General features: G+C 57.3%; 16 protein-coding genes. 12 read left to right on the forward strand and 4 right to left on the reverse strand.

The window, feature by feature from the left end; genetic code table 11:
* The first annotated feature begins 1 nt into the window (after position 1).
* Genes QK300_RS00865 through QK300_RS00885 form a run of 5 tightly spaced genes read left to right on the forward strand, consistent with a single transcriptional unit; the run spans position 2 to position 6,293 of the window.
* Complete coding sequence (locus tag QK300_RS00865; RefSeq protein ID WP_281299863.1) at positions 2-1,492, forward strand: deoxyribodipyrimidine photo-lyase; 1,491 nt, start codon at positions 2-4, stop codon at positions 1,490-1,492.
* Positions 1,489-2,862, forward strand: a complete 1,374-nt coding sequence (locus QK300_RS00870) for an FAD-dependent oxidoreductase (RefSeq protein ID WP_281299862.1) — start codon at positions 1,489-1,491, stop codon at positions 2,860-2,862. Before QK300_RS00865 ends, QK300_RS00870 begins: the two co-directional genes overlap by 4 nt.
* On the forward strand, positions 2,862-3,647 hold the full coding sequence (locus tag QK300_RS00875) for a DUF1365 domain-containing protein (RefSeq protein WP_281299861.1): 786 nt from the start codon (positions 2,862-2,864) through the stop codon (positions 3,645-3,647). The genes QK300_RS00870 and QK300_RS00875 overlap by 1 nt, the downstream gene beginning before the upstream one ends.
* The gene (locus tag QK300_RS00880; RefSeq protein WP_281299860.1) at positions 3,644-4,900 is read left to right on the forward strand and encodes a cyclopropane-fatty-acyl-phospholipid synthase family protein; all 1,257 of its coding nucleotides are present in this window, start codon (positions 3,644-3,646) and stop codon (positions 4,898-4,900) included. Before QK300_RS00875 ends, QK300_RS00880 begins: the two co-directional genes overlap by 4 nt.
* On the forward strand, positions 4,890-6,293 hold the full coding sequence (locus tag QK300_RS00885) for an MFS transporter (RefSeq protein ID WP_281299859.1): 1,404 nt from the start codon (positions 4,890-4,892) through the stop codon (positions 6,291-6,293). The genes QK300_RS00880 and QK300_RS00885 overlap by 11 nt, the downstream gene beginning before the upstream one ends.
* A 67-nt stretch (positions 6,294-6,360) precedes the next feature.
* Here the strand turns inward: QK300_RS00885 and QK300_RS00890 are convergent, their stop codons facing one another.
* The 4 genes from QK300_RS00890 to QK300_RS00905 form a co-directional block, all read right to left on the reverse strand.
* Positions 6,361-7,179 carry a DUF6134 family protein gene (locus tag QK300_RS00890; protein WP_281299858.1) on the reverse strand — a complete coding sequence of 273 codons (819 nt, stop codon included), beginning with the start codon at positions 7,177-7,179 and terminating at the stop codon, positions 6,361-6,363.
* 10 nt (positions 7,180-7,189) lie between these two features.
* A complete protein-coding gene (locus QK300_RS00895; protein WP_281299857.1) occupies positions 7,190-7,843 on the reverse strand; it encodes a ChrR family anti-sigma-E factor in 654 nt (217 codons plus the stop codon).
* Positions 7,840-8,427 (reverse strand): sigma-70 family RNA polymerase sigma factor, encoded by a 588-nt coding sequence (locus tag QK300_RS00900; RefSeq protein ID WP_281299856.1) that lies wholly within the window; start codon positions 8,425-8,427, stop codon positions 7,840-7,842. Before QK300_RS00900 ends, QK300_RS00895 begins: the two co-directional genes overlap by 4 nt.
* 185 nt (positions 8,428-8,612) lie before the next feature.
* Entirely contained in the window at positions 8,613-9,422 is an 810-nt protein-coding gene (locus tag QK300_RS00905) for an alpha/beta hydrolase (RefSeq protein ID WP_281299855.1), read from the reverse strand.
* Positions 9,423-9,465: 43 nt separating this feature from the next.
* On the opposite strand from QK300_RS00905, the gene QK300_RS00910 reads away from it, so the two are divergent.
* The 7 genes from QK300_RS00910 to QK300_RS00940 all read left to right on the forward strand — a co-directional run bounded on the left by QK300_RS00910 (position 9,466) and on the right by QK300_RS00940 (position 16,361).
* Positions 9,466-10,656: a glycosyltransferase gene (locus tag QK300_RS00910; RefSeq protein WP_281299854.1), complete on the forward strand. Its 1,191-nt coding sequence runs from the start codon at positions 9,466-9,468 to the stop codon at positions 10,654-10,656.
* 203 nt (positions 10,657-10,859) lie between these two features.
* The gene (gene thrS / locus QK300_RS00915) at positions 10,860-12,812 is read left to right on the forward strand and encodes a threonine--tRNA ligase (protein WP_281299853.1); all 1,953 of its coding nucleotides are present in this window, start codon (positions 10,860-10,862) and stop codon (positions 12,810-12,812) included.
* 140 nt (positions 12,813-12,952) lie between these two features.
* Positions 12,953-13,492 (forward strand): translation initiation factor IF-3, encoded by a 540-nt coding sequence (infC, locus tag QK300_RS00920; RefSeq protein WP_348651800.1) that lies wholly within the window; start codon positions 12,953-12,955, stop codon positions 13,490-13,492.
* Between the two features lie 81 nt (positions 13,493-13,573).
* Positions 13,574-14,443, forward strand: coding sequence for a hypothetical protein (locus QK300_RS00925; protein ID WP_281299852.1), 870 nt, complete (start codon positions 13,574-13,576; stop codon positions 14,441-14,443).
* Positions 14,444-14,547: 104 nt separating this feature from the next.
* A complete protein-coding gene (locus QK300_RS00930) occupies positions 14,548-14,793 on the forward strand; it encodes a DUF6460 domain-containing protein (protein WP_042088354.1) in 246 nt (81 codons plus the stop codon).
* A gap of 351 nt (positions 14,794-15,144) precedes the next feature.
* A complete protein-coding gene (locus QK300_RS00935) occupies positions 15,145-15,558 on the forward strand; it encodes a hypothetical protein (protein ID WP_281299851.1) in 414 nt (137 codons plus the stop codon).
* A 164-nt stretch (positions 15,559-15,722) separates the two neighbouring features.
* On the forward strand, positions 15,723-16,361 hold the full coding sequence (locus QK300_RS00940) for an OmpW family outer membrane protein (protein WP_281299850.1): 639 nt from the start codon (positions 15,723-15,725) through the stop codon (positions 16,359-16,361).
* The last annotated feature ends 7 nt before the right edge of the window (positions 16,362-16,368 follow it).

Below are 16,368 nucleotides of genomic sequence, written 5' to 3' on the forward strand. Positions count from 1 at the left end.
TATGAAACAGGATCGACCTGTTCTTTTGTGGTTCCGGCAGGATTTGCGCCTGTCTGATCATCCGGCTTTGCAGGCGGCCATTGATCAGGCCGTGGCCCAGGGCGGGCCGGTGATCGCCGTTTATCTATGGGATCAAAACCAGCCCGATGGCAGCGGTTGGGCCATGGGGTCGGCCAGCCGCTGGTGGCTTCATCACAGCCTGGAAAGCCTTGGCCGTGATCTGGAAAAGCGCGGCGGCCGATTGATTTTGCGCCAGGGCGACCCCGGCGCGCAACTGATGGAACTGGTGGCGCAAAGCGGGGCCACCGCCCTTCATGCCACCCGCATGATCGAGCCTTATGCCCGCGCTTTGGATCATCAACTGGCAAAATCCCTGCCGGTGCCCCTGATACTTCATGATGGGGCTTTTTTGCATCCGCCGGGCAGCATCCGCACCCAGCAGGGCGGCGGCTATAAGGTGTTCAGCCAATTCTGGAAAGCCGTTTTGAAAGCGCCGGAACCCGATGCGCCTTTACCCGCGCCCCGATCAGGGGTGTTTGCCCCCCCAAGTGATGGGCTTTCAAGCCTTGATCTGAAGGATTTATCCTTGTTGCCTCAGGTGGATTGGGCAGCGGGCCTTAGCCAGCGCTGGCTTCATTCTTATGGCATTGGCGAAGATGCGGCGGCGGCCCGTCTTGATGATTTTCTTGATGATGCGGTGGCTAATTACAAAAACGGGCGGGATTTTCCGGCTGAAGCCTTCACTTCATCCTTATCGCCGCATCTGCATTTCGGTGAAATCAGCCCGCGCCAGATCTGGCATCGGGCGCAGATGGCCTGTGCGCGGGCGGATACTGATCGCGCCGGGAGCGTGGAAAAAGGCGTTTGGGCCTTTCTGCGGGAAGTGGGCTGGCGGGATTTTGCCGGTCATCTGCTGGCAATGATCCCCGATCTGCCCGATCAGCCGATGCGGCCGCAATTTCAATCCTTTCCCTGGGGCGAGAATGAGGATCATTTACGTGCGTGGCAGCGGGGCCAAACCGGCTATCCCATCGTCGATGCCGGGATGCGCGAACTATGGCACACGGGCTTCATGCATAATCGGGTGCGGATGATCACGGCCAGCTTTTTGATCAAGCATCTGATGATCGATTGGCGACAGGGAGAACGCTGGTTTTGGGATACATTGGTGGATGCGGACCTCGCCAATAACAGCATGGGCTGGCAATGGGTGGCGGGGTCGGGCCCTGATGCCTCGCCTTATTTCCGTATTTTCAATCCCATCACGCAAGGCCAGCGCTTTGATCCCGAAGGCCATTATGTGCGCCGCTATGTGCCCGAACTGGCCGATCTGCCTGCCGAGCATATCCATGCCCCCTGGGAAGCCCCGCCGATGATCCTGCAGGCGGCTGGTGTTTCTTTGGGGCAAAGCTATCCCCATCCCATGATCGATCATCGCAAGGCCCGGGCCCGGGCGCTGGCGGGTTATGAGAAAGTGAAAACAGGCTTATGATCTCCTCACGCTTTTTGGCATCGAAACCGCCAAGCCCGGATGATTTATTTCCCCGTGGCCGCATTGCGGTGATTGGTGCGGGCATTTCCGGGGCGGCCGCCGCATGGTTGTTATCGGATCGCCATGATGTGGTGCTTTATGAGCAGGATCAGCGGATTGGCGGCCATGCCAATACCCTTGATGTGAGTATGGATGGGCGCGAACAGCCGGTGGATACCGGCTTTATCGTGTTCAATGATCATAATTATCCCCATTTCACGGCTCTTCTCGATCATTTGCAGGTGGCCAGCCAGCCTTCGGATATGTCTTTTGCCGTGTCCCTCGATAATGGCCGGATGGAATATAGCGGGCAGGGATTATCGGGCCTGTTTGCTCAGCGGCGGAATCTGTTGCGCCCCGGCCATTGGCGGATGCTGATGGATATCGTGCAGTTTTATCGGCAGATCATCGCTTTTTCCCAAAGCCATGATTTAAGCCATATGACCCTGCATGATCTGTTGGTGCGCTTTGGCTGTTCGGCGGGCCTCACCCGGGGCCATATTCTGCCGATGGCGGCGGCGATCTGGTCTACCCCCATCGAGCAGGTGCTGGATTTTCCGGCAGCCAGCTTTGTGCGCTTTTTTGAAAATCATGGCTTGTTCAAGCTCAGAAATCGCCCCCGCTGGCGGACGATCGCCGGGGGCAGCCGGGTTTATGTGGCGGCCCTGAATGCCGCTTTCAAAGGAGAAACCCGCAAAGGCGCGCGGGTTTTAAATATTGCCCGCAATGAAGATGGCGTATGGGTGAAGGCCGAGGGCTGCGCCCCTGAACGCTATGACAGTGCCGTGCTGGCCTGCCATGCCGATCAGGCTCTGGCGGTGATCGATCGCCCCAGCGCCATGGAACAGCGCTTGCTTTCGGCCTTTCAATATGTGCCCAATCGGGCGGTTTTGCATCGGGATCGCACATGGATGCCCCGCACCCGGCGCTGCTGGGCAAGCTGGAATTATCTCAGCCGCAAGGGGGATGGCGATGGGGAAAAGCTGTTGCTCACTTATTGGATGAACAGGCTGCAAAATCTGGACCAGGCTCATGATCTGTTTGTTACCCTGAACCCGCATCAGGAACCACGCGATATTCTGGCGGAAATCGCTTATGATCATCCGCAATATTCGCGCGAAGCCCTGATGGCCCAACAGCAGCTTCACCAATTACAGGGCATGGGCGGCCTGTGGTTTTGCGGGGCGCATTTCGGCCATGGCTTCCATGAAGACGGGCTGGCCTCCGCTCTTGCGGTGGCGCGTGATTTCGGTATTGATGCCCCTTGGGTGAAAGCCGATGCGGTGGCCCCCGATCATGGGGCCATGGTACCTTATCATGAGGCAGTGTGATGCAATCGGCGCTTTATACAGGTCATGTGATGCATCGCCGCCTCAGCCCCGTGCGGCATCGCTTTTCCTATGCCGTTTTTTCCTTGTTTCTCGATCTCGATGAACTGCCCGCGCTGGCCGCACGGCTCCGCTTATTTTCCCATAACCGCTTCAATCTCTTCAGCTTTCATGACAAGGATCATGGTGAAGTGCCTTTGGAAAAGGGCGAAGGGGCGGGGGCAAAGGACGAAGGGGCGGGCGGCGCGGGCCTGAAAGCCTGGGCGCAGCAGTGCCTTGCCGCCAAGGGGCTGGAAGCGGATCGGATCGGATTGCTGTGTTTTCCCCGCCTGTTTGGCTATGTGTTCAATCCTTTGGCGGTGTATTTCTGCTATGATCGGGCGGGGGCTTTGGTTGCCCTCATTCATCAGGTGTCTAATACCTTTGGCGAGCGTCATTGCTATGTTTTGCCGGTGGATGATCCGCAGCAGCGGGCGTCGCTGGTCCAACAGGCCTGTGATAAACGGTTTTATGTCTCGCCTTTCCTGGCAATCAGCGGGCGCTATCGTTTTCGCATCCACCCCCCCGATGATCGTTTGATGATTGCCATCGATCATTCCAATGCCACCGAACATCTGCTGGCCGTGCAAAATGGCCGCCGTGAAAAGCTGTGCGATGCGGTTTTGGCCAAACGGTTGGTGACGCACCCGCTGATGACCCTTAAAGTCATCACAGCCATACATTGGGAAGCGCTGCGATTATGGCGCAAGGGCGCGCCGGTTTATCGTCATGAAGGGGGGATGAAATGACCGATCACGGCATCAGGGCAAAGCGGGTGAAGCGGGCGGGGCATTCCCCCCTCGATTGGCTGATCAGCAAAACCAATGGGGCGGAACGCTTGTTTGCGCTGGCTGAAGGCAAGCTTTTGAAGGGATCGGCGCGGCTCATTCTGCCCGATGGCAGCAGCCATCTGTTTACCGGACCCGAGCCCGGCCCGGCGGCGGTTTTTCATATCCTGCATTGGCGGGCTTTGGGGCGGATGGCCACCGGCGGGGCCCTTGGCTTTGCCCGATCTTATATCGATGGCGATTGGGAAACCCCGGATCTGGCAGCGGTCTGCGCGCTTGCCTCGGTCAATCGCGAAAGCATGGCCCATCATTTGCGCGGCTCAATGGCGCTGCGCCTCTTGGATCGGATGCGGCATCTATTGCGGGCCAACAGCCGCAGCCGGGCGCGCAAGAATATCGCGTTTCATTATGATCTGGGCAATGCCTTTTACAGCCCCTGGCTCGATGAAACCATGACCTATTCATCGGGCCTGTTCAAAGCCGGCGAACAGGATCTGGAAGCCGCGCAATTGTGCAAATATCGCAGGCTTCTCGATGTGATCGATGTGAAGCCGGGTGAGCATATTCTTGAAATCGGGGCCGGATGGGGGGGCTTTGCCGAGATTGCGGCGAAAGAACGCGGGGCGCGGGTCACCGGCCTCACATTGAGCCGCGAACAGCTCGATTTTGCCAATGATCGCATGGCCCGCCTTGGCCTATCCGATCAGGTGGAATTTGTTTTGCGCGATTATCGCGATGAAACCGGCCGCTATGATCATGTGGTTTCGATCGAAATGTTTGAAGCGGTGGGCGAAGCCTATTGGCCGGTTTATTTTGAAACCCTGCATCGGGTTTTGAAGCCGGGTGGGCGGGCCGGATTGCAGATTATCACCATCGATGAAAAGCTTTTCCCCGCCTATCGCAAAAGCGCCGATTTCATCCAAACCTATATTTTCCCCGGCGGGATGCTGCCCACCGTGTCGGCCTTGAAGCATGAAGTGGCCCATGCCGGGCTGGTGTTGAAAGACATGATGGGCTTTGCCGATAGCTATGCCCAAACCCTTGCTTTGTGGCGATTGCGCTTTAACGAACAATTCGAACGCGGGGCCCTGCCCGAAGGCTTTGATGAGATGTTCCGCCGTTTATGGAGCTTTTATCTGGCCTATTGCGAGGGCGGCTTTCGCGGTGGCAGCATCGATGTCGTCCAATTGGCGCTGACTCGCGATGGCGATTGAGCCTGATAAGGCGGCGGAGGGTGCAGCCCGCGCCTCTCCCTTGGAAAAATCGGCGGCGGTGCCGGTTTCGCTTTTGCTGGCTTATGGGGCACCGGCCTTGCCGCTTTATGCGCTTTTGCTGCTGATCGGCTTTTTCCCCTATTATTATAAATTGCATTTAGGAATCGAATTTGCCACTGCCGGGATTTTGGTTCTCGTAACCCGGCTTTGGGATGTGTTCACCGATCCCCTGATCGGCATCTTATCGGATCGCACCCGCCTGCCTTTGGGGCGGCGCAGGCCATGGCTTTTGGCTGGCCTGCCCGTGGCCATGCTGGGGATCGTGATGGTACTGTTTGCCGAACCGGGCATATCGCCCATCCGCCTTGGTTTATGGACCATGCTCTTGTTTCTGGGTTGGACGATGATGGCCCTGCCCCTGAATGCCTGGTCGGTGGCGATTTCGGGGGATTATCATCAACGGGCGCGCATTTCGGCTTTTCGCGAAGGCTTTTCCCTTTTGGGAACGGTGGCGGCTTTGGCCCTGCTCGTGCAGGCGGTGAGCGCGATGGGCGGCGATCTCAATCTGGCCGGGGATGATATCGGCGCGGCTTTCAGGCTTTTGGGGATTGGCCTGCTTATTGCGCTGCCGATCACCGTGGGGCTGGCGCTTGTTCTTGTGCCTGATCCCCGTCAGCCGGGCCATCGTCCACGGCAAAGCTGGTATGATCTGCGTGATCTGGCCCGCAATGGCCCCCTGAAGCGGTTGTCGGGGGCTTTCCTCATCAATGGGATCGCCAATGGCCTGCCGCCCACATTATTCATCTATTATGTGCAGGCGGTGCTTGATGCCCCCAATGATGTGGGGTTTTATATCATGATCTATTTTTTATGCGGCATTCTGGGCGTGCCTTTATGGACTCGCCTATCCAAAACCTTGGGCAAGGATCGCACATGGATGCTGGCTATGGGGATCGCGGCGGCGGCTTTTGTGCCTGTGGCCTTTCTGGGCCCTGCGGATCATCAGATTTATCTGGCTTTGGTTGTGATCACCGGCTTTTGTTTGGGCGCCGATTTTTTCCTGCCGCCGGCGATGGCAGCGGATGTGGTGGATCTGGATGAGGTTTATTCCGGGGCCGAGCGGGCGGGGCTTTTTTTCTCGCTTTTATCGATGATCTACAAGCTGTCATGGGCTTTGGCCGGGGCGGCGGGGCTGTTTGCCCTTGGGCTTTCCGGTTTCGATGAAAAGCTGGGGGCCGCCAATTCATCCTCGGCGCTGTTGGTGGTGGCGGTGATGTATGCCCTTGTTCCCGCCCTTTTCAAGGGCTGGGCCATCTGGTTGATGCGCGGCTTTCATTTGGATGAAACCGAGCATCGGGGCCTGCGCCAGAAACTGGCCGCCACCCGCCCCTGAATCCCGCCCCTGAAACCCGCCAGTGAATCCCGCCAGCGAATCCCGCCAGTGAATTTTGTTTGTGATCTCAGCCTTGGCCTGAAGGGCTGCTTTGCTGGCGGGCCAGCATGGGATTATTCACATAAGGGGAAAGCAGGGGGGCATCATTGATCCACGGGGCTGTTTGGGGATCGAGATGGCGTTTGAGTTCATAGCGGATTTCGGTCCCATCCTTGCCGGTGAAGGCAATATCGAAAAGACAACCCATGGAATCGATCCATAAATACCATTGGCGGTCGGCTTCCACCCGCAGCTTGTCGGCCCGCACCTCGCCCCAGGGGGCGATCAGCGGATCATCCTTTTGCACCGGCACCAGCCGCACATCCATTGGTGCGCCGGTTTGGCTGTTGATGAGCCGGCTTGCCGTGCGGGTATCGGGATGCCAATAGCTGGTGAGAAGGGTGTTGTGGGGCACCCGGTGTACCGCCCCGGTGGCATCGGTCAGTTCAAAATCATCCCCCATGATCTGACCATGGGCGGCCAGATCCTTGCCATTATCCCGGGTGCGGGTTGTATAGGATTGCAGGCGATCCCCCACCCAGTGTTCGCGGATCTGGTGGTGATAGGAATAGGCTGTGATGAACAGAAATTTCACCTTGATGCGAATATCCACATCCACCAGCAGGCCCTGTTCGGTGGGGGTGAAAGCGATGATATGCTCGCCGATCCGATCCCCTTTGCGGATGATGTCGAAAGCGATCTGTGCCGGAATGGCGCTTCGGTCATCAAACAGCCAAAAGCCATCATCGCCTGCCGGATCGGCAAAAGCCGATGGGCCATGAAGGGTAATGATGGGAGCGGCGGCGGCAAACCCGGCCGCCTGGCTTAAAAAGCGACGACGCAACATGGGATGCCTTTCAGTTTTTCAGGAACGGATTGAGCACGATCCCCAAAAGTCCCGAAAGCCGGATCGGCGCATCGAGCACGATCAGGCACAGGCAGCCATCTTTGTCATCGGCGATGGGGCGATGCTGATCATGGCCATCGGCTTCACACAGATCACCCCGCCCCAGGCGCACGCCCTGATCATAATAAGCCCCATCCAGCACCACGGTATATTCCGGCCCGCGATGGCTGTGCAGCGGCATGGGCTTGCCCGGTGCAATCCGCAATAAAGCGGATTTATAGCCCGGCAGGGTCGTTTCAAAACGATATTCCTCAACCCCGTTATAAACCTTCTGCCATGGCAGATCATCGAGCGAGGCCCGCAGATAGGGCAGCAGGGGCTGGGGCACGATGGCTTTTGTCTGGGCATCGAATGCGGGGCTTGGGGATTGCGCCGCTTCCGGCTCATCAAGACGCGCCAGCAGATCATCGAGCAGATGATCGCTCACCGCTTCTTCATCAAGCGACATCAAAAGAGCACCGCCCAGATGGTTCATCTGTTCATAATCGCGGCGGGCCTCAGCATTGAGGCTCATATGGGTGGCAATGGCCAAAGCCACCGGCTCGGGGGCTGCGCCCGAGGCATAATCCACCAGCACTTCATCTGAAAGACGGTTCAAATTCATGATGCCATATCCGATATCGACCCTTTCATCCGGGCGAGCGCCAGCCGGATGCGGGATTTGACGGTGCCCAAAGGCAGATTGAGTTGTTCGGCGATTTCGCGATGCGATTTATCCTCGAAATAGGCGAGTTCCAGAACCTGCGCCTGTTCCAAAGGCAGGCCGGCCAGCGCTTCCTGGATGCTGTCTCCGGTTTGCTGATCATCGATCTCGTCATCGGCATGGGTTTGATCATTTTCCAGATGCAGAAAATCGGAAGGCTTCAGATCGGGCCGGGCTTCCCGGCGCAGATAATCGATTCGCTTGTTTCGCACGATGGTAAAGATCCATGTGGAAACCGATGCTTTTTCAGGATTGAAACTATCGGCTTTGCGCCAGACCGCGATCATCGCTTCCTGCACCACATCCTCGGCCATGCGGCCATCGGCCCCCGCGCGCATCACATAGGCCTTGAGCCGGGGCGCAAAGGCGCGGAAAAGCTCGGCAAATGCTGCCCGCGACCGCTCTGCGGCGATGGCCGTGATCAGCGCCACAAGGCGCGCATCATCCGGCCGCGGACGGCTCTGTGAAGACAGGCCGCGCATCATGATCGGGGCCAGATGAACTGGCTTTCTGGTCTGTCTGAAACGGTCAGCGTTGCTCTCCGCATATCCGGGCACGTCTGTCTCCATTTAACGAAAAATCGCACGGCTCTACAGCGAAAAATCTTTTCATGCTCTTGATGGCTCTTACGAACGGATGCGAAAATCAGATCAATGGCGATCATTAGGGATCAATTCCGATGCCTGCATTGTGCGCTGAGGTCTGTGGTGATGGCTTTGAGGCGCGCAATATCGGCGGGGCTGCTCAGCCGATGATCGCCGTTCTTGATCAGATGCAGCACCACATCATCGCTCGTCAGGCGATCCATCAGCGTGATGCTGTGCTGCCAGGGCACATCGGGGTCGCGGTCGCCATGGATCAGGCGGATGGGGATCGTAAGATCGATGGGCTTGACGAGCAAAAGATGTTTGCGGCCATCCTCGATCAGATTGCGGGTGATCAGGGTGGGTTCGGGGTCATAGGCGCTGGGCTGGGCATAATGGCCCTGTTCCATGATCTGGCGTCGGATGTCTTCGGAAAAGTGATCCCACATCAGTTTTTCGGTGAAATCGGGTGCCGGGGCCAGCAGGATCAGGCCGCAGATGCGGTGCGGGCGCGCCAAAGCCGCCAGAAGCGCCAGCCAGCCGCCCATCGAGCTGCCGATCAAAATCTGCGGGCCGGTGCTTAATTGATCAATGACAAAAAGGCTATCGGCCAGCCAATCGCTCAGGGTGTTCATGTCAAATTGCCCCGAGGATTGCCCATGGCCGCGATAATCAAAACGGATGAAGCTTTGGCTTTGAGCGATGCTGTGCGCTTCCAGTGCCAGCGCTTTGGTGCCGGTCATATCCGATCGAAAACCGCCCAGAAAAATCAGGCCGGGGGTGGCGCCCTCATTCTGTTCGGGTTGTTTGGGGGCGGCTGTGTTCTCATTCCCGGCAATCTTGTGATAGGCAATCTGGACGCCATGCGGGCTGTGGGCTATGGATGGCGGTGTCATGGGATCTCCTTATGGTCCAGGGTTTTTTGATTTGGAACAGATTATGCCCGGAACATCCCCCTCGCGCGACCTTATCCTCAGACCCGAGGATGGGGACCTGAAGGGCGTTTGCGTTTTGCAGATTCTCGATGATCTGGAGCCGCATGGCGTTGGCCGCTCGGCGGTGGATGTGGCGAAAGCGCTGGTGCAAAAGGGCGGGCGGTCGGTGATTGCATCGGCTTTGGGCTCTTTGCTGGCCGAAGCTTTGGTGGGGGGCTCTTTGCATGAGCCCTTATCCTTGCCCCGCCCCAATCCGCTCAGCATGCGGTTGATGCAGCGCAGGATCGCCCGCCTGATCGCTGCCCATGATGTGAAGCTGGTGCATGTGCGTAGCCCGGCTTTTGCCTGGCCCGCCATGCGGGCGGCGAAAGCGGCCGGGTGCCACAGCGTCAGCACGATCAGCGATCTGGGGCCACCGGATGGGGGGTTTCTGGCCCGCCGCTATGAACGGGCCTTTACCGATGCGGATCATATCATCGCCATTTCCGATTTCATTGCCGAACAGATCGGCACCGAACGACATTTGAGCCCCGACCGGATATCGGTGATCCATCGCGGGATCGATCTGGCGCGCTTCAATCCGGCAGCGGTAAAGGCGCAAAGGCTGATCCAGCTTTCGCGGCGCTACAGCCTGCCCGATGGGTGCACGATCATTCTGGCGGCGGGCAGCCTTTTGCCGCGCAATGGCTTTGAAATCCTGATCGAGGCGATGGCACGGATCGAGCGGGATGATCTGTTCTGTCTTATTTTAGGCAGCGGGCCTGCCGAAAGCCAGCAGGCCGCCCAGCTTGAAGCCCTGATCGAAAAGCACAAACTGGGGGGCCGGGTGCGGCTCGCCGGTTATTGCGAGGATATGCCCGCCGCCTATATGCTGGCGGATGTGGTGGCGGTGCCCTCGATCCAGCCCGAAGCGTTTGGCCGGGTGTGTGTGGAAGCGCAGGCGATGGGCCGTCCGGTGGTGGCCAGCCGCCATGGCGGGGCGCGGGAAACGGTGCTGGATGGGGAAACCGGCTGGCTGGTGGACCCGGGCGATGCCGGGGCTTTGGCCGAAGCCCTGCTCCATGCCGCTGATCTGGAAACCGAAGCGCGGCTGGCCATTGCCATGAAAACCCGCAGCCGGATGGTGAACCGCTTTGGTCGGGATGAAATGTGCCAGCAGGTTCTGGCCCGCTATCAAAGGATGCTGGCGGCCTGATCACGGGCCTTGAAGCCGGGCTGAAAGCGGCGGTGAACGCCTTGCGCATCATGGGAAACTGACTTATAAACCCGGCTTCGTGCGGCTGTGCCCTTTTGCTGGGGCGCGCATCTTTTTGCGCCCGAAATCAGATGATGATCGCCAAACACCATGGGTCCGTCTGTTTCTGACCCCGTGGATTTGGCTGAATGGAATGAAGTTCGATGGACGATATCTCTGCTGCATCCGGGCCTGATGCCCGCCCTGTGAGCCTGCTTTTGCCTGATGGCAGCCGCCGCCAATTCGATGGCCCGGTCACCGGGGCGGATCTGGCTGCCAGCATTGGTCCGGGCCTTGCGAAAGCCGCCCTTGCAATCATGATCGATGGCCATCTGCGCGATCTTTCAGTGCCGATCACCAAAGATGCTGCGGTGTCGATCATCACCGCCCGCGATGAAGATCATGCGCTGGAGCTGATTCGCCATGATAGCGCGCATATTCTGGCCGAAGCGGTGCAAGAGCTTTATCCCGATACACAGGTGACCATCGGCCCGGTGATCAAGGATGGCTTTTATTATGATTTCGCCCGCGATCAGCCCTTCACCGAAGAAGAGCTGGCGGTCATCGAAGCCCGGATGCATGAGATCGTCGCCCGGGATGAGCCGATCCGCCGCGAAGAATGGGATCGTGAGCGGGCCATCGCCCATTTCCGGTCCATCGGCGAGCATTACAAGGCCGAAATCATCGAGGATCTGCCGGAAAGCGAAACAATCTCGGTCTATCGCCATGGGGATGGCTGGATGGATCTGTGCCGGGGCCCGCATCTGCCTTCATCGGGCAAGGTGGGCGATGCCTTCAAGCTGACCAAGGTGGCCGGGGCCTATTGGCGGGGCGATCAGCGCAATGAAATGCTCACCCGTATCTATGGCACCGCCTGGCGCGATAAAAAGGAATTGCGCGCTCATCTGGAGCGGATTGAAGAAGCGGAAAGGCGCGATCATCGGCGCTTGGGCAAGGAAATGCAGCTTTTCCATTTTCAGGAAGAAGCCGCAGGCATGGCCTTTTGGCATCCCAAGGGCTGGACCATCTATCGCGCCCTTGAAACCTATTTGCGGCGAAAGCTCGATGCTGCCGGTTATCGCGAGATCAAAACCCCGCAGATCGTGGATCGCAGCCTGTGGGAGAAATCCGGCCATTGGGAAAAATTCTCCGAACATATGTATGCGCTGACGTCAGAAGAGCGTGAACTGGCGGTAAAGCCGATGAATTGCCCCTGCCATGTGCAGGTGTTCAATCAACGGCTTTACAGCTATCGCGATCTGCCCTTGCGGCTGTCTGAATTTGGCTCATGCCACCGCTATGAACCTTCGGGGGCGATGCATGGCTTGATGCGGGTGCGGGCTTTCACGCAGGATGATGCCCATATTTTCTGCACCGAAAAGCAGATCCGTTCGGAAAGCGAAGCCTTCTCAACCCTGCTTTTTGCCGTTTACAAGGATCTGGGATTTGAGAAGGTCCGGGTGAAATTTTCGGATCGGCCGGAAAAGCGTGCGGGCGATGATGCCACCTGGGATCGCGCCGAAGCCGCCTTGCGCGATGCCACCACGGCTATGGGGCTTGAGGTTGAGCTCAATCCCGGCGAGGGAGCCTTTTATGGGCCGAAGCTGGAATTCGTGCTGACCGATGCCATTGGCCGGGATTGGCAATGCGGCACTTTACAGGTGGATTTCGTGCTGCCTGAACGGCTTGATGCCAGCTATGTGGGCGAAGATGGGGCGCGGCATCGTCCGGTGATGCTGCATCGGGCGATTTTTGGCTCGTTCGAGCGGTTCATCGGCATTCTGATCGAACATTATGCGGGAAAATTCCCCTTATGGCTTGCCCCCGTGCAGGCCGTGGTGGCGACCATCACATCGGATGCCGATGATTATGCCGCCCATGTGCGGGATCGTTTGAAAGCCGCAGGCTTGCGGGTTGAAAGCGATCTGCGGAATGAAAAAATCAATTATAAGGTCCGCGAACACAGTCTGGCCAAGGTTCCGGCTCTTCTGGTCGTGGGCAAGCGCGAGGCGGAAGAGGGCAAAGTCTCGCTCAGGCGTTTGGGGTCGAATGATCAGACATCCTATGCTTTGGATGAAGCCCTTGCGCTTTTGGTTGCGGAAGCACACATGCCCTGAAAATTATGAATTTAGTGACGGATTGTTGCATGGGGGCCACTCGCCAAGATGTGGCAGACAGGTTATAGTCGATCCGTCATCAGTTTTGACGACAGGCAGAGCGTGGGCTTTGTCTGATATTCATTGCAGGAGGAAAGCTCATACGTAAAGGTCGTCTTGTCGGTCCGCCGCCGAAACCAACAGGCCCGCGGATCAACGAACGTATCAAGGTGCCACAGGTGCGCCTGATCGGCCCCGATGGGGATAATCATGGTGTTGTGGATATCAACACCGCTTTGCAGGTTGCCCGGCAGGTGGGGCTTGATCTCGTCGAGATTTCGCCCAATGCTGATCCGCCGGTGTGCAAGGTGCTGGACTTTGGAAAATATAAGTACGAAGCCCAGAAAAAAGCCAATGCCGCAAAGAAAAAGCAGAAGATTCAAGAGGTCAAGGAAATCAAGATGCGCCCCGGCATCGATATCCATGATTATCAGACCAAAATGAAGGCCATGACCAAATTTCTGGATGCCGGCGATAAGGTGAAGGTCACCTTGCGCTTTCGCGGTCGCGAAATGGCGCATCAGGATCTGGGCATGGAAGTTTTGAAGCGTGTTCAGGATGATATTTCCGCCGTCGCCAAGGTTGAGGCGCATCCCCGGCTGGAAGGGCGGCAGATGACCATGGTCATTGCCCCGAAATAATCATCTGCTACTGGATAGAATGATCATGTGCGTGGGAAATGGGCTCTTGTGGCAAATCTTGTCGAAAGGAGGCCATTTTTCATGCGCATTTTTATGGGGAGGTGGCGAAGGGCCTTCGCGTGCTTCCGCCGGGACTTTATCCGGCTGATTGTGCTGATCGGGGCCTTCTTCTGGGCGGGCGGCGTGGCCGCCTTTGATTCTGCGCTCTCTGATGAAGCGGGATTGGCTGATGAAGCGGGATTGGCCGATGATCTGAAAGCCGCTTATGATGCGGGGCAGTGGGATGCGGTGATCGCCCGGGGCACGGCCATGCAAAGTGCGGGCGGGTTTGTTATGGCCTCGCGCGCTTTATTGGCATCGGTGATGTATGATGATCAGCCCGATCAGCAAAAGCAGGCCGTTGATCGGGCATTGGATTGGGCTGATCAGGCTTTGGCCTTGGACGCCGATGCCATCGAAATCCTGCTGCAGGCGGCAGCCAGCTATGGGGTGCGGGCGCAAATCAATCGCAGCCTGTCTGATGCCAGGGCTTCAAAGCGGTTCCTTGAAAAGGCTTATGAAATCGATCCCGATGATCCGCGTGTTCTCGCCTCTTTCGGTTTTTGGCATGGGCGGGTGATTTTGGGGGCCGGGTCTTTTTTGGGCGGCCTGTTTTTCGGGGCGGATCGCGATCAGGCGATTGATCTGTTTCAGCGATCTTTAAAGCAGGACCCCGATAATCTCCTGATCCATGCCGGATTCGGGCGTCTGCTTTTACGCTTTGGAAAAGCAAGGCTGCGGCCTCTGGCCGTCGATCACTTAAAACAATCCCTGCTATATGCGGCGACAAGTGTTCATGAGCAACGCGCTCAGGAAGACAGCCGGATTTTGCTTGAGGCCGAAGCCGCCGGGGCCACCACAGGGCAATTGGCCGATCTGGCCGATCAGCGGGCACCTTTTAAACAGACTTAAAGGACTTGCCTGGCTCCCGGATCGTCTCCGGTTGCTGACTTGCCAAGGGCGAAAGGACGGTGTTTTATGGGGTTTCTTATCATTTGATCATCCAAAGGCGGCTTATGAAATCCATCACCATGAAACAGGTCCTTGGCCTTGTGCTCGCCAGCCTGCTGGTGGGCCTGTTTTTGAAGGTGGCTGGTCTTTCGCCGATGGAATTCTGGCAATCCTTATGGAATCGCCTGTCGGCAATGGCGCTGTGGAGCTGGCAATCGGTGGATGGCTTGCTCATCTATGTGTTGATGGGCGCAGCCATCGTGGTGCCGCTCTATATCCTGATGCGGGTGCTGGGCAAAAGGCGGGGCTGATCACGGCTTTTGGCAAAAGAAATGACCGGCCCGGGATGGGGTCCGGACCGGCCAATTGAGTGTCGATTTTAAAGATACAGCAGCAAACCCTGATTGAGCGGACCTGAGGGTCGAGATACGGTCTTTGCAATGAGGGTCTGTCTGTTGTCTCTCAACCCTGATAAGCAAACCGCGTGCCATATTTATGATGCCGGAAATTCGCCATCTTTCAGCCATAGAATCCATTTTTTGGCCCGACTGCCCGGCAATTTCGGAATATAGAAATCAAAATGCATTGCAAAATGCGAATTTTTATTCTGATCAGTGCCTCACATCTTTTTAAGATTTAATCGCCACACTCACGGGATGAAGATGATCTCTCTTTCATGGCTGGCGATGATCGCAATGGCCTGGGTTGCTCTTGCGCCTCAACCCGCTTGGGCTTTGGCAGAAAAAAAGGCTGAGGCCGCTACTGCCCCCATCTATGTGGAACTGATGCCGATGACCGTGCCCTTGCTGCGCGATGGCTATGTCAGCGGCAGTTTTCATCTGCGGCTCAATCTGGCGGCGGTGGATGCGAAGGCGAAAACCGAAATCAATCGGCTGATGCCCCGGCTCGAAGCGGCTTATCTCGCCAATCTGTCCGATTTGTCGGAGCATTTTATCCGTCCGGGCGAATCGGTGGATCTGGATATCATCAAGACGATCCTGCAAAGCACCACAGATCGCCTTTTGGGCCAGGGCGTGGCCACTCTCCTGATCGTTGAAACCGCTGTCCGGCGCTGAAGGCTGGCCGCTGCGACTGTTGCCGGAAAAGCACGCATATCCTCCTCTTCACATTTATTTGATATGGATCAACAGCCGCCGTCAGGAAAGCCCTAAACCAAAGACATTGAAAGGGTCGGCAAGGCTTTAGCCATGGCCAGAAGGCTTTAAGAAAGGAATGTGTGATGAAACTGAATATGTGGGCAATGGCGGCGATGGTGCCGGTTTTGATCTGTGCGCCCGATGCCAGCGCGCAGGATATGGTAAAGGCAGGGGATTTTCTGCTACGGGGCCGGGCCATTCTGGTGGCCCCTGATGAAAGCGCGACCATCAGCGCCATTGGCGGGGATGTTGGGATTGATAATGCGGTGATGCCCGAGCTTGATCTGACCTATTTCATCACCGATCATCTGGCGGTTGAATTGATCGCGGCGGTATCGCCCCATGATGCCCGGGCCAAGGGCACAGCTTTGGGCGATCTGGAGTTGGGCGAACTGTTGCTTTTGCCGCCCACCCTCACCGTGCAATATCACCAGCAATTCGGCGATTATTTCAAACCCTATATCGGGGCCGGGGTGAATTATACGATGTTCATCAAGGATAAAGCGGAAGGCGGCGTGGTCACGCAGCTAAAGGCACGCGACAGCTTTGGCATTGCCCTGCAAGCCGGAGCGGATTTCGCCGTGAAAGGGCCGTGGATGATCAATATCGATATGAAAAAGCTGTTTCTCGATACCCGGGTCACCCTCAATGATGGGGCGATCGAAGCCAATGTGGATATCGATCCGTGGATTTTCGGGATCGGGGTTGGCTATAAATTCTAAAGCCATT

This window comes from Iodidimonas sp. MBR-22 (genome assembly GCF_029946565.1).
GTDB classification, from domain to species: Bacteria; Pseudomonadota; Alphaproteobacteria; order Sphingomonadales; family Rhodothalassiaceae; genus Iodidimonas; species Iodidimonas nitroreducens.